The 18,484-nt window shown below is 63.0% G+C and carries 17 protein-coding genes, 2 pseudogenes and 1 other annotated feature; of the genes and pseudogenes, 5 read left to right on the top strand and 14 right to left on the bottom strand.

Annotated elements, in window-relative coordinates; translation table 11 throughout:
* Nucleotides 1-18 precede the first annotated feature (18 nt).
* Nucleotides 19-1,284, bottom strand: coding sequence for an ABC transporter substrate-binding protein (locus NVV79_RS01795; RefSeq protein WP_303985647.1), 1,266 nt, complete (start codon nucleotides 1,282-1,284; stop codon nucleotides 19-21).
* Nucleotides 1,285-1,674: 390 nt separating this feature from the next.
* Here NVV79_RS01795 and NVV79_RS01785 point away from each other — a divergent pair.
* The 4 genes and pseudogenes from NVV79_RS01785 (at nucleotide 1,675) to NVV79_RS01770 (ending at nucleotide 4,661) form a co-directional block, all read left to right on the top strand.
* Nucleotides 1,675-2,528: pseudogene (locus NVV79_RS01785) on the top strand (DUF6772 family protein).
* Nucleotides 2,528-2,866 (top strand): hypothetical protein, encoded by a 339-nt coding sequence (locus NVV79_RS01780; RefSeq protein ID WP_303985641.1) that lies wholly within the window; start codon nucleotides 2,528-2,530, stop codon nucleotides 2,864-2,866. Before NVV79_RS01785 ends, NVV79_RS01780 begins: the two are co-directional and overlap by 1 nt.
* Before the next feature lie 5 nt (nucleotides 2,867-2,871).
* On the top strand, nucleotides 2,872-3,669 hold the full coding sequence (locus NVV79_RS01775; RefSeq protein ID WP_303985639.1) for an HpcH/HpaI aldolase/citrate lyase family protein: 798 nt from the start codon (nucleotides 2,872-2,874) through the stop codon (nucleotides 3,667-3,669).
* A complete protein-coding gene (locus NVV79_RS01770; RefSeq protein ID WP_303985637.1) occupies nucleotides 3,666-4,661 on the top strand; it encodes an aldo/keto reductase in 996 nt (331 codons plus the stop codon). The genes NVV79_RS01775 and NVV79_RS01770 overlap by 4 nt, the downstream gene beginning before the upstream one ends.
* A gap of 50 nt (nucleotides 4,662-4,711) precedes the next feature.
* Here the strand turns inward: NVV79_RS01770 and NVV79_RS01765 are convergent.
* The 12 genes and pseudogenes from NVV79_RS01765 to NVV79_RS01710 form a co-directional block, all read right to left on the bottom strand.
* Nucleotides 4,712-4,924 (bottom strand): annotated as a pseudogene (locus NVV79_RS01765) (IS3 family transposase); the annotation flags it as partial.
* Nucleotides 4,777-4,892, bottom strand: a sequence feature (AL1L pseudoknot). It overlaps the preceding pseudogene by 116 nt.
* A gap of 682 nt (nucleotides 4,925-5,606) precedes the next feature.
* Nucleotides 5,607-6,620 carry a 2-hydroxyacid dehydrogenase gene (locus NVV79_RS01760; protein WP_303985635.1) on the bottom strand — a complete coding sequence of 338 codons (1,014 nt, stop codon included), beginning with the start codon at nucleotides 6,618-6,620 and terminating at the stop codon, nucleotides 5,607-5,609.
* Nucleotides 6,613-7,239, bottom strand: coding sequence for a histidine phosphatase family protein (locus tag NVV79_RS01755; protein WP_303985633.1), 627 nt, complete (start codon nucleotides 7,237-7,239; stop codon nucleotides 6,613-6,615). The genes NVV79_RS01760 and NVV79_RS01755 overlap by 8 nt, the downstream gene beginning before the upstream one ends.
* Nucleotides 7,236-7,658 carry an FGGY-family carbohydrate kinase gene (locus NVV79_RS01750; RefSeq protein ID WP_303985632.1) on the bottom strand — a complete coding sequence of 141 codons (423 nt, stop codon included), beginning with the start codon at nucleotides 7,656-7,658 and terminating at the stop codon, nucleotides 7,236-7,238. The genes NVV79_RS01755 and NVV79_RS01750 overlap by 4 nt, the downstream gene beginning before the upstream one ends.
* On the bottom strand, nucleotides 7,648-8,706 hold the full coding sequence (locus tag NVV79_RS01745) for an FGGY family carbohydrate kinase (protein ID WP_303985630.1): 1,059 nt from the start codon (nucleotides 8,704-8,706) through the stop codon (nucleotides 7,648-7,650). The genes NVV79_RS01750 and NVV79_RS01745 overlap by 11 nt, the downstream gene beginning before the upstream one ends.
* Complete coding sequence (locus NVV79_RS01740) at nucleotides 8,703-10,178, bottom strand: FGGY family carbohydrate kinase (RefSeq protein WP_303985628.1); 1,476 nt, start codon at nucleotides 10,176-10,178, stop codon at nucleotides 8,703-8,705. Before NVV79_RS01740 ends, NVV79_RS01745 begins: the two co-directional genes overlap by 4 nt.
* A gap of 2 nt (nucleotides 10,179-10,180) precedes the next feature.
* On the bottom strand, nucleotides 10,181-11,800 hold the full coding sequence (locus NVV79_RS01735; RefSeq protein WP_303985626.1) for a Na/Pi cotransporter family protein: 1,620 nt from the start codon (nucleotides 11,798-11,800) through the stop codon (nucleotides 10,181-10,183).
* 71 nt (nucleotides 11,801-11,871) lie between these two features.
* Nucleotides 11,872-12,687, bottom strand: a complete 816-nt coding sequence (locus NVV79_RS01730; RefSeq protein WP_303985624.1) for a carbohydrate ABC transporter permease — start codon at nucleotides 12,685-12,687, stop codon at nucleotides 11,872-11,874.
* Nucleotides 12,684-13,601: a carbohydrate ABC transporter permease gene (locus NVV79_RS01725; RefSeq protein WP_303985622.1), complete on the bottom strand. Its 918-nt coding sequence runs from the start codon at nucleotides 13,599-13,601 to the stop codon at nucleotides 12,684-12,686. Before NVV79_RS01725 ends, NVV79_RS01730 begins: the two co-directional genes overlap by 4 nt.
* Nucleotides 13,598-14,389, bottom strand: coding sequence for an inositol monophosphatase (locus tag NVV79_RS01720; RefSeq protein ID WP_303985620.1), 792 nt, complete (start codon nucleotides 14,387-14,389; stop codon nucleotides 13,598-13,600). Before NVV79_RS01720 ends, NVV79_RS01725 begins: the two co-directional genes overlap by 4 nt.
* 2 nt (nucleotides 14,390-14,391) lie before the next feature.
* Nucleotides 14,392-15,093, bottom strand: a complete 702-nt coding sequence (locus tag NVV79_RS01715) for a glycerophosphodiester phosphodiesterase (protein WP_303985618.1) — start codon at nucleotides 15,091-15,093, stop codon at nucleotides 14,392-14,394.
* A 24-nt stretch (nucleotides 15,094-15,117) separates the two neighbouring features.
* Nucleotides 15,118-16,461 (bottom strand): ABC transporter substrate-binding protein, encoded by a 1,344-nt coding sequence (locus tag NVV79_RS01710; protein ID WP_303985616.1) that lies wholly within the window; start codon nucleotides 16,459-16,461, stop codon nucleotides 15,118-15,120.
* Nucleotides 16,462-16,646: 185 nt separating this feature from the next.
* Here NVV79_RS01710 and NVV79_RS01705 point away from each other — a divergent pair, with 185 nt between their 5' ends.
* Entirely contained in the window at nucleotides 16,647-17,612 is a 966-nt protein-coding gene (locus NVV79_RS01705) for a sugar-binding transcriptional regulator (RefSeq protein ID WP_303985614.1), read from the top strand.
* A gap of 4 nt (nucleotides 17,613-17,616) precedes the next feature.
* On the opposite strand, the gene NVV79_RS01700 is transcribed toward NVV79_RS01705, so the two are convergent.
* On the bottom strand, nucleotides 17,617-18,408 hold the full coding sequence (locus NVV79_RS01700; protein WP_303985612.1) for a phosphodiesterase: 792 nt from the start codon (nucleotides 18,406-18,408) through the stop codon (nucleotides 17,617-17,619).
* Nucleotides 18,409-18,484: the final 76 nt, after the last annotated feature.

Here is an 18,484-nt window from a genome sequence, read left to right as displayed (position 1 = left end):
CACGATAGCAGTGTGCTGTTATTTTGACCTGGCGACCAGCTCTTCAGCACGCGTCTGCAGTGAAGCCGCGGCTTCCTCGGGGGTCTTGAGGCCAAGCACCGCCGCCTGCATTTCCTCGATGAAGACGGTCGTGGCTTCGACGGCATCGGCGAAGGCCGGGACGGCGACCGAGGCATCCCTGAGGCCGATCGACTCAGCGGCGGCATAGGGCAGTTTCTCGATGATGCGCGGGTCTTCATAGGCCGCCGGCCGCACCGGACCGTTGCCGTTGAGCGCAGCGCGAACCGTCGCATCCTTGCCCGACAGTTCACGGATCAGGTCGTAAGCGAGATCTTTCTGCGTCGAGTTGGCCGGGATGGCCCACGACCAGAACTCGGTATTGGCCGAAGCCACGCCCGGATCGTTAGTGGGGAAGGGCATGACGTCGATCTGGCCCGGATAGAGCGAAGCGGCCGGATCGTTGAGCGCGGTGTAGCGCGAGAACGGGTTGATGGCGAATACGCCACGGCCTTCGCGCATCGTGGCAATCAGTTCATCAAGGCCGAGCGCCGTGACGTTCGGAGGCAGAACGCCTTCCTTATAGAGGTTGGCAAGTTCGGTCAGGCCCGCGATCATCTCGGGCGAGTTGGCGTGAACGTTGAGGTCGGCGTCGATATAGACGGCGCCGAAGGCGCTGAGGAACTGCAGGGCCGTCACATGCGTATCGAGCGTTGTCACCAGGCCATAGACGCGCGTGCCATCGTCGCGGGTAAAGGTCGCGGCGCGGGCGGCCGCGAGCAGCTCGTCGAGCGTCGTCGGAACAGCGACGCCACGCTCCTCAAGCAGCGTCTCATTGTAGTGTAGTGCATTGGTCGCGTGCCGATACGGAACAGCGACCACGTTGCCGTTGATCACCGTGGCCTCGCGGAGGCCCTCGGAAATCCCCTCGAAATCCTCGATCGGATTGGCTTCCATATGCGGACCGAGCGGCTCCAGCAGCGTGGCAACGCTGGGAACGACCCGCGTATTCAGCACTGCGGCGAGATCGACACTGGTTTCGCCCAGGCTCATTTCGCGCAGCAGGCGATCATGCAGCGGTCCGATATCGAGCGTGACCCAATTGAGGGTTACATTGTTCCGTTCCGCCCACTCGCCAGCGATATTCTGCGCATCGGCGAGGTCGCCACCCGTGGCGGCCGTCTTGTGGACATTGTGAGATATGATGGTCAGGGTCCGCGGCTCCTGTGCCGAGACGCTTCCCGCAGCGGCGAGAAGGACGGCGGTAGCCAGTATCTTGCGTAGCATTGGCGTTTCCTCCCTTGCCGGCACGCTTTAAGGCCGGATATTTCATATACGATAGTTACTATCATGTATGTCAAGTGAAAGTTCGGCCCGGTGGATGGCCTTTCCGTCTAATGGGGCACCGTATCCAAACGTGCCACAACTCCCGCAAAGGCCCGTATTGTCGACACTCTATGTAGACAATGCAGGCCCCTGCATTGGCCTTTGGCTCTCCGCGCACCGCCCGCGGGCAGATGACGCAAGGGCAATGTCGCACCTGCCGACAGAATTGACTCTGGTTGACACCAACAAAACCCGCTTTTACATGTGACACAGACGAAAGGGCATTTTACCCGCCCCGGACGCGCAGCAGGTGCTCCGCGCCGATCGGTTTCATAGAGGCTCCAGCACTAGATGATCAGCACTTCACAAGCCGGGCAGCGACCGGATCTAAATCTCAGTCGCTTCGACCCCCTGCCCCGCATCATGTTTTACGACGATTTCAGCCAGGGCATGTCGGGCTGGACCGAGCTGCTGGGCAATTACACCGGCAGCCTGCGGGGGATGCATCCGGGCTACAAGCAATTTACCCCCCCATGCTGAGCAACCTGACCCAATGGGATGGCGGCACGCATGGCGGACTGACCGGGTCCTATGCGCTCAAGCTCGCCTCACGGCCCGGACGCGGCGCGCAGACGGTCAGCCTCAAGCGCATGACTTTTCCACGCGCCTGCACGATGCAGCTCGAATGCTTCTTCACCTACAAGCCCGAAGCAACCCAGCTCGAACTTTCCGACAGCGACGTGCGCTCCTGGGGCGTGGTGTTCGATATCCAGAACAGCGAGCATCGTGTGCTGCCGCAGATACGCTACCTGAACTCGCTCAACGGCGAGTTGCAGAACAAGTGGCAATACAAGGAGAACAGCATCGACTTCCGCGATGTCGGCGACCGGACCGTCACGATCTACCACTATGGCGAAGAGAACTGGAAGGACATCCCCGGCGGTCACCAGCTGATCTGCTACAATGAGATTCCGACCAAGGTGAACTGGCACTATTTCCGCCTTGGCTTCGACATCCGAACGCTCCGCTATACCGAATTGCAGTGCAACGACCTGGTGCTCGACCTGTCGGGCCTGGGCACGTTGAAATTCGACGCGATGCCAAACCTGCAGAACCTGTTCAACGTCATCCCCTTCGTGGACAGCGATTCGGACAAGCGTGCCTTCCTCTATTTCGATTCCATCCTGTTGTCGGGAGACTGGTAATGCTGGCGGAAAGCTATACGGCGGTCATTGCGCGCGGCGAAGACTGGGTCGATGGATCGACCACCGAGCCTTATGAGGCGAGCTGGGCGCGCGAAGCCATCATCGTAGTGCGCACCCTCGAAGTGGGTACGCTCAAAGCCGGCGCGAAAGCCCATGTGCAGGTTTCCCTCGATGGCATGCGCTGGATCGACGAAGGCACGAGCCTCGAGATTCGAGATCAGGTCGACGGCCTCAGCATGGCGCGGCTCAGCCATTTCGGCCACTATCTGCGGCTCAGGGCCGAGATGCCCGATGCCATGACGGGCTTCATGCTCGCAACACTCTCTCTCAAGGCCTGAGAACCATGCGCGACAATCACCTCAAGGACATCTGGGCAAGCGGCAGGCCGGTGCTCAATGGCTGGCTCGGCGTCCCGTCCTCGCATTCTGCCGAGGTGATGTCGCATATCGGCTTCGACTCGCTGACGGTGGATCTGCAGCATGGCGCCATCGACTATGCGGGTGCGCTCGCAATGCTCACCGCCATCTCGACGACCCCGGTCGTGCCCCTGGCACGGCCGGCATCGCTCGATCCGCCGCAGATCATGAAACTGCTCGATGCCGGCGCCTATGGCGTGGTGTGCCCGATGATCGACACGCCCGAGGATGCACGCCGGCTGGTGGAAGCCTGCCGCTATCCGCCCGTGGGCCAGCGCAGTTTCGGTCCGACGCGGTCGGCCATGTCACAGGGTCCGAACTACACGACCGACGAGGCCAATCAGCGGATCGTGGTGTTCGGCCAGGTGGAGACGCCGCTGAGTCTTTCCAATCTCGATGCGATCCTGGCCACCGAAGGCCTCGACGGAGTCTATGTCGGCCCGTCCGACCTGACATTGTCGATGGGCCTGGGCGCCAACGGCGACAGCACCGATCCGCGTTTCATCGAGACGCTGCGCCATGTGGTCGAGCGGAGCCGGGCCGCGGGGCGGCATGTGGGCATGCATTGCGCCAGCGGCCCGCAGGCCAGGCGCATGGTGGAGATGGGCTTCGACTTCGTTACCGTCGGCTCGGACACCGGATTGATGACGGAAGCCGGGCGGGGTCGGCTCGCGCTGGTGCGTGACGCGGCTGCCGCCGGCAACGGCCAGGGGAGCGGATATTGAGAACGCGCAAACTCGGGGGACTTGAAGTCTCGGCCATGGGGTTCGGTTGCATGGGGCTCAGCCATTCCTTTGGCCCCGAAACGCCGAAGGCCGAGGCGATCAAGGTGATCCGCCGCGCCTTCGAGCTCGGCGTAACACTGTTCGATACCGCGGTGGTCTACGGCAATAATGAGGAACTGGTCGGCGAAGCACTGGAGCCATTCCGCAACAAGGTGGCTATCGCCACCAAGTTCGGCCTGACCATTCCCAAGCCGGGCGAGCCGCAACTAACCGACAGCCGCCCCGAGGAAATCCGCAAATCGGTGGACGGCTCGCTGAGACGCCTCCGCACCGATGTGATCGACCTGCTCTATCAGCATCGCGTCGATCCGAATGTGCCGATAGAGGACGTGGCCGGAACGGTGAAGGACCTCATCGCCCTGGGCAAGGTGAGGCATTTCGGCCTTTCCGAGCCGGGCCTGCAGACGATCCGGCGCGCCCATGCGGTGCTGCCGCTGGCGGCGATCGAAAGCGAATATTCCATGTGGTGGCGCGAGCCGGAGGAGCACCTGCTGCCGCTGCTCGGCGAACTCGGCATCGGCTTCGTGCCGTTCAGCCCGCTCGGCAAGGGCTTCCTCACCGGCACGATCGACGAGTCAACGACCTTCGGCGCCGACGATGTGCGCAATATCGTGCCGCGCTTTACCGTCGATGCCCGCAAGGCCAACCAGGGCCTGATTGCAGTACTCAAGGATATTGCCGGACAGAAGGGCGCGACGCTGGCGCAGATCGCGCTCTCCTGGCTGCTCGCCCAGAAGCCGGGGATCGTACCCATTCCGGGCACTACGAAGCTGCACCGGCTCGAGGAGAATATGGGTGCTGAAGCGATCGTGCTGACCGCCGGCGAACAGGCCCAGATTGCCGCGGCGCTCGCCACCGCCACCATTGCCGGTCATCGCTATCCCCCGCATCTGCAGGCACGCGTGGGGCGGGAAGCGGTGAGCCGGCAATAACCATCAGGAGCCCGCTTGAGGCTGGGACCTATCTCGACACCGACACGTTTCAGGGTCTCATCACGTTGGGACCGGGCAGATCGCGGCGCTGGACGACGCGTTCGTAATAGTTCGATGGAGCAATCGGCAGCACTCTGCAGATCGACTCGACCTCGTAAGCATCCTGGTACTCATCAATAAAGACGATCCTCGCTTGAACGGCTGTCGAGCTCCGCCTGGGCAAAATATGCAGAAGACTTGTGCAGAATCTCATCGGCCTGCCGTGACCTACTGTTCCTACAATCTGCCGTGCCGGCGTCGATGTCGTGCGCGTCGCCAGCCAAGGCCCGCTATAGCGGTCTGCCACCCCGGCATTGCGGCACATGCGCGTACATGCCTGATACGGGCATCGCTGCAGACGGGATTGGGCATCCCGGAAGGCGAGCACGTGCGCTCGTTTGCGCTGATGGTGGCACGCCTATCCTTGTCCAGCGGAACAGAGAGCCAGTCTGCTGACTGGCCCAAACACGACGCCTTGGTCGTTCGCAGTTCTGTTCCGAATGGTGAATATTTTGGCGCACGCCGTTCAGAATAAATCTGCGAACACCTATTGCGTTGCGATCAATAGATAATTTCCTTCTTCCATGAAGAATTGCCCCTTAAGTTTCCCGACTGTCCTATGCGGCGGAAGCGCAATATAGAGACACCACCAGTGCCCGCTTGTCTGCCGCTTGGCTAAACCTTCTTCGAGCACTTAAGCGCCCTGGCACACCTAAGCTCCGCGCCGCGCTTCACGCGCTCGATCACCCAAGCGGTCCTCCTGCAAATCCAGAAGGCTAGGTTCCTCCGCGTAAACGGAGCGCGAGGCGATGGACCGCGTTCGCAAGCCAGCAGCGTCCTCTCGTCGAACAGGACAATGGCAGGCGACAGCATCGCGTTAGCTATATAGCGCTACTAGATCGATCTTCACACGGCGGCAGCGATGGTCTTGTCCTTGAGATAGGCACTCACCTGGTCCGCCGCGATGCTGGCGGCCCGGCGCGCCGTTTCCTGCGTGGCGCCGGCCAGATGGGGGGATAGCGTGACATTGGGCGCCTGGCGGATTTTCGCTCCCGATGGCAGTGGCTCTATATCGAATACGTCGAATGCCGCCCCCATCAGCTTTCCGGTTTCCAGCGCGGACGCCACCGCATTCATGTCGACCAGCCCGCCCCTTGCGGCGTTGACCAGGATGCCGCCATCCGGAATCACGGCCAGTTGGGCCGCTCCGATCATGTTGCGCGTTTCCGGCGTCAGTCGTGCATGCAGGCTGACAATCCTGGATCCCGCCAGCAGGGCATCCAGCGTACCCACCCGTTCGACGAAGTCGTCCACACTGGGTGCGAAAGGGTCGAATACCCGGACATGCGCGCCGAAACCATTGAATATCCGGGCGACATGTCGCCCCACCGCGCCATAGCCGACAATGCCCACTGGCGCGCCATGCAGTTCGAAGGCGACTTCGGGATAGGAATAGAGATCGCTGCGCCATTCCCCGGCGACCACGCCGTTGTGTATCTGGGGAATGCGCCGCAGCGCGGACAGGGCCAGGGCTATCGTGTGCTCGGCGGTGGCGATCGCATTGCGCCCCGGCGCCGACATCACCGAAATCCCCCTGGTCTGGGCCGCTTCCAGATTGACATTGATCGGGCCGCCGCGCGTCACGCAGACTAGCCGCAGATTCGCCGCCCGATCGAGCACGCGCCGCGTGATCGGCGCCATCTGGGTCACGCAGATCTCCACCCCTCCGATCAGGTCCATCATTTCCTGCTCGACATCGGATGCTTCATTTACCTCGGCTACCGGACCGAAGGGGACGACCGGCCAGGGCAAGGTGAGCTCTGCGAAGGAAACCGGCGCAGCGCCGATCCTGTCGAGAATGGCCGCCTTGAGGTGCTCGTTGAGCACGAAATGGTCGCCAGCCAGCAAAATCCTAGTCATGAGAAAGCCCATCCAGATATGTGGGAATGTTCAAAGTGATGAGGCCGGTGCCCCTGTTGGAAATGTCGATCTCGGTCAAAGTGCAATTGCCAAGTGCCGGGAAGACCTGCCGATAGCGCTGCAACGGAATATCGAGCAGATCGCAAAGCAGCAGGCGGATCAGAGTCGAATGCGCAACGATCAGCACTCTTTGCCCCTCGTGGGAGGTAGCGATCGTGTCGAGCGCCGCCCGCCCCCGCGCAACGGCCTCTCGTGGCGCTTCGGCGCCCTCGAAGACATTGTCGACCGGGTTTTCGAGATAAGCTGCAAGCTCGGCGGGGCGCTCCGCTTGCGCCTCCTTGCGCGTCTTGCCCTCGAGCCAGCCGAAATCCACTTCGCGCAGGCGCGCGTCGAAGGTCGGGGGAAACCCGCTCGCCTGTGCCGCCGGCGCCGCGGTGGCGCGCACGCGCTGCATCGGCGACGCCCATATGGCATCAAGATCGACTTTGGCAGCCCAGCGACCCAGCGCCTCCGCCTGCCGCAGCCCCTGTTCGGTCAGGCCAATTTCAGAGCGCCCCGCATAGCGGTTTTCTGCATGCCAGAGCGTTTCCGCGTGTCGGGTCAGAATGAGCCGGGTCATCTGTTGATCTTGCCTTTCGCATGAGCGGCCAGTCGGGGCGGCAGCCAGCCGCGCTGCTCCAACGCGATCACCAGGGCGCCGTATCGGTCGAAGCATTGCTGCTGCCGTGCAGGAGAGGGCTCCACCACCCTGCCCTGCCGGACCATGCTCGCTCCCGCCTGATGCAACCCCATCTGGCTGGCAGCGGCAAGCACCGCCATGCCGAGCGCTGGTTCGGCCACGCTGGGCACAGTCAGTTCACGCCCCAGCATGTCGGCCCTGAGCTGTGTCAAAAACCGGCTGCGAACTGCACCGCCACTCACGGCGATCTGCCCATGCGTGGGAAAGCCGAGCTGCTCGACATGGTCAAAGCACAGGCGCTCCATGGCCGCGATGCCCACTGCCAGCGCATGATAGCCGTCGACGGCGTCATCCTGCATTGCCGGCTCGAGAAAAAGGCTTCGGCCTCGGCCGCCGTGAAAGGAAAGCGCTCCCCCTTTCGCTGGCCAGGGGATAGGCCGGCAGCGGCAGAGGCCGTGCCGCCGCAGCAGCTTCAAGGGCAGCTGGGTCCAGGCCTGGCAAGAGGCGTGCAATCGCCCCGGCACCCGAGCTCGACGCGCCGCCCGGCAGCCATTCGCCGAGTGGCGAGCGATGCGAATAGACGGCGCCGCTACCGTCCGGAACCAACGCGGACGAAGTTCCCTTGAGAATAAGGGTGGTGCCCAGGACGCTGTTCCAGCTCCCCACGGTCACGGCACCGCTGCCGAGTTGCGCCGCGCAACCATCGGTCATGCCGGCCAGGATGGGTGTGCCGGGACGCAGCCCGCAATGGGCCGCGCTTTCAATGCAGACCCGGCCGATTTCGGTGCCTGGGCGCACCAGTCGCGGCAGGACGGCAGGATCGAGCCCCAAGGCTGCGATCAGCGCCCCATCCCAGTCCTCGGCCACCAGGTCGCAGCCCGATTTGAGAGCGTTGCTGGTATCGGCGGCGGTCCTCTGCCCGGCCATCAGGCTGGTGATGAAGTCGGCCTGATGAAACACCAACGCACCGGGTTCCGCTTCGGCCGTCAACCACAGGATTTTGGGCAAGGCCCAGACCGCTTGCATGCGGCCATAGCCCATCCGACGCCACAAAGCCGCGCCGATATCATTGACGGTCCCGACCTGGCCGGTTGCCCGGTGATCGTCATACATGATGCCGGCCGAGAGCGGCCGAAGCTGCCGGTCCGCCAGCAGCACCGTTCCAGACGTGCCGCAAACCGCAAGTCCCGCAACGCGATCCTGGTCGATATCGGCCATCGCCTGGCGACAAGCCGCGCCGACCGCTTTCCACCACTGGCGGGGGTCCTGTTCGTGGCGGCCAGCGCCCCGATGGCTCGCCAGCGGCGCCTGCCCGCTTCCCAGGATGGCTCCGTCGCCCGACGCGGCCAGCGCGCGGACGCTTTGTGTTCCGATATCGATGCCGAGCCAGGCCGTTTCCGCGCTCATGGCTGGACAGCCTTCCGCGGCATGGCTGTGCGTGCCGCCACAAATTCAGCGTGGAGCGCATCGTAACGCGCTTTCTGCGCTGAGTTCGGCTGCCAGACCCGCGCCGTATCCCGCCACCGCAGCGCCACGGTCCGCTCGTCCTCTCCATCGAGCACAGCCAGCGCAGAGAGCGCGGCACCACGCGCCGACAATTCCGAACTGGCCAGACGATGCACGTCCATACCCGTGGCATCGGCCAGCATCTGACACCAACCATCGCTATTGGCGCCACCGCCGCAAACGGCGATCCGCTGCCCACCACCCGATGCAAGCACGCAATCGAGCAGGGTCATGGTGAGCCCCTCCAGAACCGCGCGCATCAGATTTTCCGGTGCGTGATCCAGCGACAGTTGGACAAAACCGCCCTTTATGAGCGGATCGACAAAGGGAGAGCGCTCACCGGCAGGCGACAGATATGGCAGGAACACAGCGCCGCGCGCTTCAGCCTCCAGTGCAGCGGCGACCGCCGCTTCCACATTAGCAAATCCCAATATCCGTGCCGCCCAGGCCAACGTCTCCATACCCACCAGCGCCGGAAAAAACCGCAAAGCCGATCCGGTCCGACCCAGTGGCACGTCGGTGCCGCCAAAAGACGGAGGCGTTCCGCCAGACACCACGCTGCCGGTCAGGAAGGTCGTGCCCAGCACCATGAGCATATCGCCGGGTTCAACGCAGCCGGCCCCCAACGCGGCGGCGGGCACATCATAGGGCGCGAGCACAACCGGCAGATCGACCGGCAAGCCGGTCGTCGCTGAGACATGGGGCAACAGGCCATATACCGGCCGACCAGCCTGCGCGATAGGCGGCAACAATGCCGCTATATGCTTCACGCCACTCAAGTCCAGCAGCGTATCGTCATAAGCCTGGCGGGTCGCCGACATGAATGGCACGGCGGCATCGCTGGGATCGATCAGTGTCTGCCCGGTCAGCCGCCGATAGATCCAACTGCCGCAGGTAAAGACGGTCCTGGCGCGGGTCAGCGCTGTCGGCTCCATCTCGGCGAGCCAGGGCAGGATAGCGGCCGGGATGCCGGCAAAACCGGTAAAATGGCCGATATCGAGCATGCGGCCCAATGTGCCGTCGGCGAGCCAGCTGGCGACGCGCGGCCCGGCGCGGCCATCGTTCCACAGAATGGCCGGTCGTACCGGCACGCCCTCGGCATCGGACAACCAGCAGCCGTCGCCCTGCGCGGTAATGGCCAGCCCGGCAAGGGACGGCCCGGCCGCCTGCGCCAGTTCCGACAGCAATCCTATAACCTCCTGCCAGACCGCGCGCATGTCCTGCTCCGCCCAACCCGGCTGCGGCCGATCCACCCCCACCGAGGCACGCGCCACCACGCGCTCACGACCGGCCTGGTCAAACAGCACCGCCTTGATACTGGTCGTTCCCACGTCTATGGCGGCGTGGACCATATCCTGCTTGTCACGAGCCATGGTCACCACTCCGTCAGCCGGCTGTCGCGGAGCTGGCCCAGTTCGAGCAGCACCGGCTCGGTCACCGCCACGATGTGGGCATTGATGCGCTTGAGATCACGCAACATGTCGAGATGCAGGCCGCTGGTCTGGATGCTGTCGGCACGACCATCCTGCAGGCGCCGGAAATGCCGATCCTGCGAGCGGCGCACCATGGAGCGGATCTGCACCTTGGTTTCCATAAGCTGCCGCGCCATGGCTAGGTCGCGCGACAGAAAAACCGTCTGCGCGGCATGCAGGTTGGACAGAACGGCGTGGTAGATAGCGTCGATCTCGCTTATGCCTTCGGACGACAGCGGCGCTTGCCGCTCCGCCGATTTCACCAGCAGCCGATTGAGGCTTCGGTCGATAATGTCGCCCACATGCTCGAGGTTGAGCGCATAGGACATGATCTCGAGGGACCGCTCGCGCTGTGCGTCCGACAGCGGGTGGCGCATCAGCCGCGACATGAAGAGCTTCAATCGCCCCTGCGCCAGATCCACATTGTTCTCCAGCAGACCGATCACTTCCGACGGTACCACGCCCCCCGGCACGAGACCGGCCATGGCCTTTTCCAGCATCAATTCCACCATGTCGCCAATGCGCAGGGCCTCGCGGGTGGCGGCCGCCAGGGCCTCCACCGGCTCGTCTTCCGAAGCGGTGCCCAGATGGCTGCGCGGCTCGTCGGCGACACGCTCCGGCAGCAGCACGGCCATCAGCTTCGAGACCTGACCAACCAGCGGCAGAAACAGCAGGCAAAGGGCCAGGTTAAACAGAACATGCAGGTCGACGGCGAGCCGGCCGGAGTCGATATCGGGCAGCGAAATCCAGGACTGCAGCACCAGCACCGCCGCGACGCCAGCGGCGCGAACCAGCAAATTGCCGATCATCACCCGCCGGGCATGAATGCCTTCGTTGCGCGTGGCGAATATGGGAGGGATGGCACCGCCGAGATTAGCGCCGGCCACCATCATCAATGTCAGATCGGCCGATAGCTGCCCGGCCGCGCTGATCGCCATGACGAACAGGACGACCGCCATGCTCGAGGCCGAAAGCGTTGCGAGGACGGCGCCGGTCAACAAGGCCAGCAGAGGCACATCAGCCATGAGTTGCAGCACGAGGTCCATGGATTGACCGTGCTGCATCTGCACCGAGGCCCGCCCCACCATTTCGAGCCCCACCAGTACCAGCCCGAAACCGAAGAATACCCCACCCATATGGCCCAGTCGGCGCTCCGGATAGATCCGTTGCAGCGCAAAACCGAGCACCAGCGTCGCCGGCGACAGCCAATGCAGGTCGAGCGAGAGCAGTTGGGACACCAGGCTCGTGCCCAGATTGGCACCGAGCATGCCCGCCTGTGCCATGGCGGCAGTGACGAAGCCCTGCCCAACAAAGCCGGCCAGCATCAGGGCCGTCGCAGTGGAGGATTGCACAGCCACGGTCACGCCCAGGCCACTGGCGAAGGAGAGCGCCCGGTTCTTGGTAGCTGAAGCGAGCCACACGCGCAGCTTGGTGCCAAAGCCGGCCAGCATGCTTTTCTTGAGGACACTCAGTCCCCATAGAAGCAGCGTCGCAGCACCCAGAACTTCGAGAAGTATCGACATGTTAGCACCAGCCCGCCGTATGGTCGGCAAGTTTCAATCAGGTTGCGGGTGCCGGACACCCGCAGTAACGGCTATTTGACGGCGCCAGACGTGAGCCCGCGGACGATGCTCTTCTGGAACAGGTAAAAGATGACCAGCATGGGAGCGATGGCGATTGCGGCGCCGGCATAGATCAGGCTTGGCTGTGTCGATTCCGAGGAATTAAGGGCCTGCAGGCCGATCTGCAGCGTCTGCATGTCGGGCGTGTTGATCACCAGCAGGGGCCAGAAATACATGTTGTAGGCGCCGATGAAGGTATAGAGGCCCAGCACCCCCAGCGCCGGCCGGACGATCGGTACGAGGATGGTCAAAACGAAACGCAGGTGTCCGCAGCCATCGATCCGGGCCGCCTCGTAAATCTCCTTGGGAAACGACAGGAAGAACTGCCGCATCAGGAATATGCCGAAGCCGGAGGCTACGAAGGGCACGATGAGGCCGGGATAGGAATTGATCCATCTGAGGTCCACCAGGATGAGGTATTTGGGGACGATCAAGGATTCGGTCGGCACGAGGATCGTCAGCATGATGATGCCGAAGATCACGTTCTTGAAGGGAATGTTGAGGAAAACCAGCACATAGGCGGCCAGCACCGAGGTGACCAGCACGCCCAGCACGATGGCCGAGGCCACGAAGATGCTGTTGAAGAACTGCCGGATCAGCGGCATGGCATCGAGCACCTTGGCGAAGTTCTCGAAATGCAGCTCCTGCGGCACCAGCATGGGCGGGAAGCGCATGAGCTGGGCATCGGTCATCAGCGCACCCGCAATAGTGAAATAGAGCGGGAACAGCACGATGAGGGCGGCCAGGATCAGCACCGCATAGTGAGCGAAGAGACGAAAGGTTTTCACGAGTAGAACACCTTTCGCTGCAGGAAGCGGAACTGGATCACGGTGATGACCGTAACGACGAGAAGCAAGACCACACCCAGCGCCGAGGCCAGTCCGTAATCGCTGCTGCCATAGGCGAAGGCGGACTTGTAGAGACTGTAGACCAGCGTCGTCGTGGAATTGACGGGCCCGCCGGCCGTCATCAGCTTGATCTCGCCGAAGGTCTGGAGGGAGTGGATGGTCGAGACCACCAGCAGGAAGAACAGTGTCGGCGTCATTAGCGGCAGCGTGATGTAGCGGAAACGGTGCCAGCTGGACGCGCCGTCGATGCGGGCAGCCTCGTAGAGTTCGTCGGGAATGGATTGCAGGCCGGCCAGACAGACGATCAGTGTATAGCCCATATAGCGCCAGATCGACACGACGGCGACGCTGCCCAGCGCATAATTGGGGCTGGTCAGCCAGTCGATAGCCGGCAGGCCCATCTGTTGCAGCAGGCCGTTGAACAGCCCGATGCCCGGCCGGTAGAACACATTGAACACTACCGCCGCAGCGGCCACCGAGAAGGCGAAGGGTGTGGCCAGAAGCGCACGAAACACCCCGATAGCAGCGATCTTGGGTTGCAGCAGCAGTGCCAGGCCCAGCCCGATGATGATCCCCGGCAAGACCGTATAGGCGAGAAAGAGAGCCGTCGTGCCCATGACCCCCACCAGGTAGGGATCGCTGACGATGCGATGATATTGCTCCAGCCCCACGAAATGCACGGGACGCCCCAGCAGATCGTTGGAGAAGAAGCTCAGGTGGAAGGTCCTGCCCAGCGGATAGAGCACGAAGGCAGCGAAGATGATGAGACATGGCAACAGGAAGAGCGCCGCCACCGCCATGTCGCGTACCGAATAGCCGCGGATGTGCCGGGCAAGCAGGCTGCGGGCACTCATTGGTCCGCGCTCCACAGCTTGAGCAGCTTATCGGCAACGCCTGGCGTTGCGGCCATCACGCCATCGAGCGGCACCTCGCCTGTCGGGCCGCTGCGACCCGCGATGACGGCCCCGCCTTCGCGGGCGATGAGGGCGCCGGCATAGACATCCCAGGGATTGTAGAATCCTGGCAGCACGGTCCCCGTCGCCCGTCCCACGCCGACCAGGGCCAGCGCCAGGGCGCAGGACCCCATGATGCGGCTCGCCCCTGCCTCGGCGGAAATGGCATGCAGGTATTCGTCCATGCCGGACCAAGCCGCCTGCCGCGACCATTCGGTGAGGAAGACGCCACCGCCGATGCGGTCATGGGAGGCACAATTGACCCGTCTGGCGTCGATATAGGCGCCGCCGCCGCGGCTGGCGCTGTAGATTTCCCGCCGATAGACGTCGGCCACAACGCCGGCCACAATGCCCTGGCTATCAACGGCCGCAAGGCTGAAGGCCACCCATGGCACACCGTGAACGAAGTTCATCGTGCCGTCGATCGGATCGAGATACCAGGTGATTTCCGCGCCGCCGCCGGCATCCGCGTCGGCGCCGAACTCCTCGCCCACAACCCTGTGGCCGGGATATTGGGCGTGGATGCGGTCGCGTGTCTGCGTCTCGACCGCCTTGTCGAACGGGGTGACCCAATCGCCGGCATCGACCTTGGTGGCTGATTGGTCGGGCGAGGCATGCGCCCCTGCAATCGTCACCATGGCCTCCTCGGCCAGTTGCAGCGCGAAGGCGCGCAGTTCCTGGGGTGTCATGTTCACTTGCTCCCGGCCTCGGCATCGCGGAGCGCCACGCTGACCGCTTCGAAATTGTTGGAGATGACGGCTTCTATGCCGAGCGAGCGGGCACGCAAAGCCTCGGTGACATCGTCGACCGTGTAAGTCCAGATCGGATAGCCCAGGCTCGCAATACGCGCGACATAGGCCTCGTTTCCGGCTTCCCATTTGATGTTCAGCGTCGATGGCCTGATGGCATCGAGCATATCCGCCGGCGGTGCTTCGGGGCGCGACCACGACAGGATAATGTCGGCTTCCGGCATGGCCAGCCGGATATGGGAAAGGATTTCAGGCTCACCGATGAACCGTGCCCGCTGCCGTTGCCCGCGGTTCGCCAGCAGCTCGGCGATATCGGCAACGATGCTTGCAGCCTTGCAATCCACGATCAGCGTGAGGGAGGTGGCATCCACCACCTCCTCCAGCGTGGGAATGGCGATCTTCTGCCCGTCCCGCTCCGTGCCAAGGGCTCGTACCTCATGGAACGGGGCCTCGGCAACGGGGCGAGGATCGCCCCAGATACGCGCCAGGGTCTTGTCGTGCAGCAGCACGGCATGTCCGTCGCTGGTGGCCCGCACGTCGAATTCGACGGCCACCGCCCCGTGCCTTTCTGCCAGGAGAATGGACGGCAGGGTATTTTCGGGCAACCGAAGGGGCAGCCCGCGATGGGCAACAGCGAAGGTCATTTGGCGTTTCTCCGGGGCGCTCGGCTACTGACCGACAGAGCGATTGTAGTTGGCGATCAGGCCATTGACGGCATCCTGACCTTCGGTGATCGCCTGCTGAATGTCGCCACCCAGAAGCACGCTGTCGATCACCTCGTTGAGGCGCGGACGCGCCTGGGGCAGCACGCCGACCAGACAACCACTGCTGGCGACCGATTGTGCGGCGGTAGCCAATTGCTGCCGGGGCTTGTCGAAGTCGGGATAGGTGGCCACGATCTCCTTATAGGCATCGGTATCGGCCGCATGGATATTGGTCGGAATATAGCCCGTTCCCGAGGACCATTTGCCCTGTGCGTCGGCCGAGGCGAGGAACTTGATGAATTCCAGGGCCGCTGCCTGTTCGGATTCGGCATGGTCTTTCAGTAGCCAGATCGAGGCACCACCGTTGAACACCGAGCCCTGCGCATTTTCGATCGGTGCAGGGAAGTTGGCGACGCCGACTTCGAACTCGGACCGTTCGATGATGTCGCGCATGGGCGCCGATGTCAGAATCAGGGTTGCAGCGCGCCCGGAAACGAAGGCGGCAATCGCATCGCCCGAAACGCGGCCAGCATTCATGCCCACGCCGTCATCCATGATGTCGTGCCAGAAGGTCAGGATGTTATGGAGAACCGGATTGTCCCAGGTCACGTCATTCGCACGACCCTCGCGGCCATTGCCCGCACCGCAATAGGTCTGGTCGCCCCTGGCGAACCATTGTTCCACGAACCACCCATCGACCGAGCTGACATAGCCGTACTGAGAAACCTGATCGCCATTCTTGATCAGCAGGCTCTCGGCCATGTCGCGCACCTCGGCCAGCGTGGTGGGCGGCTGTTCGGGATCGAGCCCCGCGGCACGGAACGCATCCTTGTTGTAGTAGAACATGGGGGCCGAGGCGTTGAAGGGCAGTGACTGCAGCTTGCCGCCGACCGTGTAATAGGACGACATGGCCGGCAGAATTTCGGTTAGGTCGATACCGGCATCGGCCGCAACATCCTGCAGCGGAATGGCCACGTCCAGGTCCATCATCAGCGTGGTGCCGATTTCGTAGACCTGCACGATGGTCGGCGTGGCGGAGGCCTGGATAGCGGCGGTCAGCTTGGCGAGGGAATCGCCATATGCCCCCTGAAAGATCGGATCCACGCGGATTTCGCCGGCATGTTCGGCATTGAACTCGGCCACGAGGGCCTCCAGCGTGGGGGCATGGGCTGCGCCCATGGAATGCCAGAACGTCACCACTTCTTCCGCCTGGGCCCTGGCGATGAGGCTAAAGCTTGCCGTGGAAAGCAGCATGCCCACCAGCGAAGCGCGCGCGAAGCGGCCTGCCTGTACACGATTGAACGTCATAGTCTCTCCTCCTTGTCGGGTCTTCCCGGTTACATTTGCATTTTGGATATTACATTTGTAATAGAGATGCAACCCCGTCCGGCCCCGGCTATGACGAAGGTCGGAAATCAGCTTTCGGCTGTGGGCGTGGACGAATAGGGATATTGGTGCTGGACACGGGCCGCGCCGACAGCAGGAGGACAGCTATGAGCGCATCGGAAGACCAGGACTATGTAAGAGTTGCCTGGCTCTACTACATGGAAGGCGCGACCCAGGCCGACATCGCGAAAAAACTCGGCATGACCCGCCTGCGCGTCAACCGGATGCTGGCCGAAGCTCGGGAATCGGGGTTGGTCCGCGTGCAGATCAATGCCCGCCTGCAAAGCTGCGTGGAGCTGGAGCGGCAATTGGAGGCCGATTTCAATCTCGAAGCCGCCGTCATCATCCCTACCCCGGAGGATCAATCCCTGATCCCGGTCAATCTGGGCCGGGCCGGCGGTGAGTTCCTGGCGCGCTATCTCCAGGAGAACGAAATCCACGAAATCGGCGTGGGCTGGGGCGAGACGATCCTCCACATCATCCGCAACCTGCCCGAAACCCGCCATCCCGATATCCATGTCAACTCGCTGATGGGCGGGCTGACGCAGGGGCTGGAAATCAATACATTCGAGATTGCCCGCGAGCTCGCCCGTCGCCTCCAGGCGCGATGCAGCTATCTGGTCGCCCCCATCTATGCCGGCAGCGTCCAGTCCCGCGACATCATCCTGGACCAGGAGGTTTTCGCCTTGGCCGACAAGGGGCGCAGCAACGAACTGGCGCTGCTCAGCATCGGCGAATTGTCGCCGCGCTCGCTTCTGGTCCGCCATGGGCTTCCCAAGGACGTATCGATGCAGGAGCTGCAGGCGCTGGGCGCGGTCGGCGACGTCATGGGGCAATTCTTCACCCGCGAAGGCGTGCTCATCCCCCACGGCATCAATGAAAGGGTGATCGCGCTGAGCTTCGAAGAGCTGCGCAAGGTCAAGACCACCATTTTCGCCGCCGGTGGCCGCCACAAGACCGAGGCCATTGCCGGCGTGCTTTCGGCAGGCCTCGGATCGGTGCTGGTTTGCGACGAGGATACGGCAAGGGCGGCCGCCGCCATGGCGACGCGGCCACAACCACGAAATCCGTGAGGGACTAGAGGTAGAATGTGCCGCTTTCGTCGAGGAAATGGCACTGGTGGATGATGACATCATCCTGCCGCAGCAACACCACACTGTAGGACGGCGGCTCGTGGCTGCCGCGGACCCGGCCATCATTCTCGACGAGATCGAGGGCGACCTGATGGCTGAGGCCGGGAATGCCTGAGAACGAAATTCCCCGCCAGATGCCCGACACCGCCCGGTGCAGATGGCCGAAAAAGATGTGCCGGACATTGCCGGCCTCGGCCAGGATTGCCTCGAAGCCGGGATCGTTTATCGCCATCGTGTCCGAACTCGGCATGCCCACCGCCATCGGCGGGTGATGCAGGAACAGATAGCAGGGGCCGGTGGGGTCTTCCGTCAGCACCTGCCTGAGCCAGGCCAGCCGCGCCGCGTCCAGTACACCCTCATGGCTACCGGCCTGCACCGTGTCCAACATGATAAACCGTCGTCCGCCATACCGGACCACATATTGCACGAAGCCTGCCTGATCCGCCGCGACCTCGGGGAAAGCCCGCTGGAAGCTGGCGCGATCATCGTGATTGCCGATCAGCGGGTGCACCGGCAATGTCAGGGGCGCCAGCAAGGTGCGAATCTGCTGATAGGAAGCCACCGATCCGTCGTGGGTGAGGTCCCCCGTCAGCACCGCGAATGCCGCATCCCCATGATGGGCCGCCATATGCGCAACGCATGCCTGCAACCGCGCGGCCGGTTCGAGGCCGTAAAGCCGGAAGCTGCCCACATCGAGATGGGGATCGGTGAAATGGATGAACTTGACGTCCTGCAAAGCCACGCTCCCGGGCCATTGATACAAATGTATTTCTAGTATATCAAAAGTTCAAAACCGGCAAGATGGTGCGGTT

The sequence above is a fragment of the Devosia ginsengisoli genome, assembly GCF_024707105.1.
Taxonomy (GTDB): domain Bacteria; phylum Pseudomonadota; class Alphaproteobacteria; order Rhizobiales; family Devosiaceae; genus Devosia; species Devosia ginsengisoli_A.
Note: the sequence above shows the minus strand (reverse complement) of the source record. Positions and strands in the feature narration are given on the sequence as shown.

Excerpts from the sequence above, each read along its gene's own strand:
- NVV79_RS01750 (WP_303985632.1), bottom strand. The coding sequence starts at position 7,658 with ATGCAGGATGACGCCGTCGACGGCTATCATGCGCTGGCAGTGGGCATC.
- NVV79_RS01775 (WP_303985639.1), top strand. The coding sequence starts at position 2,872 with ATGCGCGACAATCACCTCAAGGACATCTGGGCAAGCGGCAGGCCGGTG.
- NVV79_RS01780 (WP_303985641.1), top strand. The coding sequence starts at position 2,528 with ATGCTGGCGGAAAGCTATACGGCGGTCATTGCGCGCGGCGAAGACTGG.
- NVV79_RS01710 (WP_303985616.1), bottom strand. The coding sequence starts at position 16,461 with ATGACGTTCAATCGTGTACAGGCAGGCCGCTTCGCGCGCGCTTCGCTG.
- NVV79_RS01705 (WP_303985614.1), top strand. The coding sequence starts at position 16,647 with ATGAGCGCATCGGAAGACCAGGACTATGTAAGAGTTGCCTGGCTCTAC.
- NVV79_RS01760 (WP_303985635.1), bottom strand. The coding sequence starts at position 6,620 with ATGACTAGGATTTTGCTGGCTGGCGACCATTTCGTGCTCAACGAGCAC.
- NVV79_RS01740 (WP_303985628.1), bottom strand. The coding sequence starts at position 10,178 with ATGGCTCGTGACAAGCAGGATATGGTCCACGCCGCCATAGACGTGGGA.
- NVV79_RS01735 (WP_303985626.1), bottom strand. The coding sequence starts at position 11,800 with ATGTCGATACTTCTCGAAGTTCTGGGTGCTGCGACGCTGCTTCTATGG.
- NVV79_RS01715 (WP_303985618.1), bottom strand. The coding sequence starts at position 15,093 with ATGACCTTCGCTGTTGCCCATCGCGGGCTGCCCCTTCGGTTGCCCGAA.
- NVV79_RS01755 (WP_303985633.1), bottom strand. The coding sequence starts at position 7,239 with ATGACCCGGCTCATTCTGACCCGACACGCGGAAACGCTCTGGCATGCA.
- NVV79_RS01720 (WP_303985620.1), bottom strand. The coding sequence starts at position 14,389 with ATGACACCCCAGGAACTGCGCGCCTTCGCGCTGCAACTGGCCGAGGAG.
- NVV79_RS01725 (WP_303985622.1), bottom strand. The coding sequence starts at position 13,601 with ATGAGTGCCCGCAGCCTGCTTGCCCGGCACATCCGCGGCTATTCGGTA.
- NVV79_RS01795 (WP_303985647.1), bottom strand. The coding sequence starts at position 1,284 with ATGCTACGCAAGATACTGGCTACCGCCGTCCTTCTCGCCGCTGCGGGA.
- NVV79_RS01745 (WP_303985630.1), bottom strand. The coding sequence starts at position 8,706 with ATGAGCGCGGAAACGGCCTGGCTCGGCATCGATATCGGAACACAAAGC.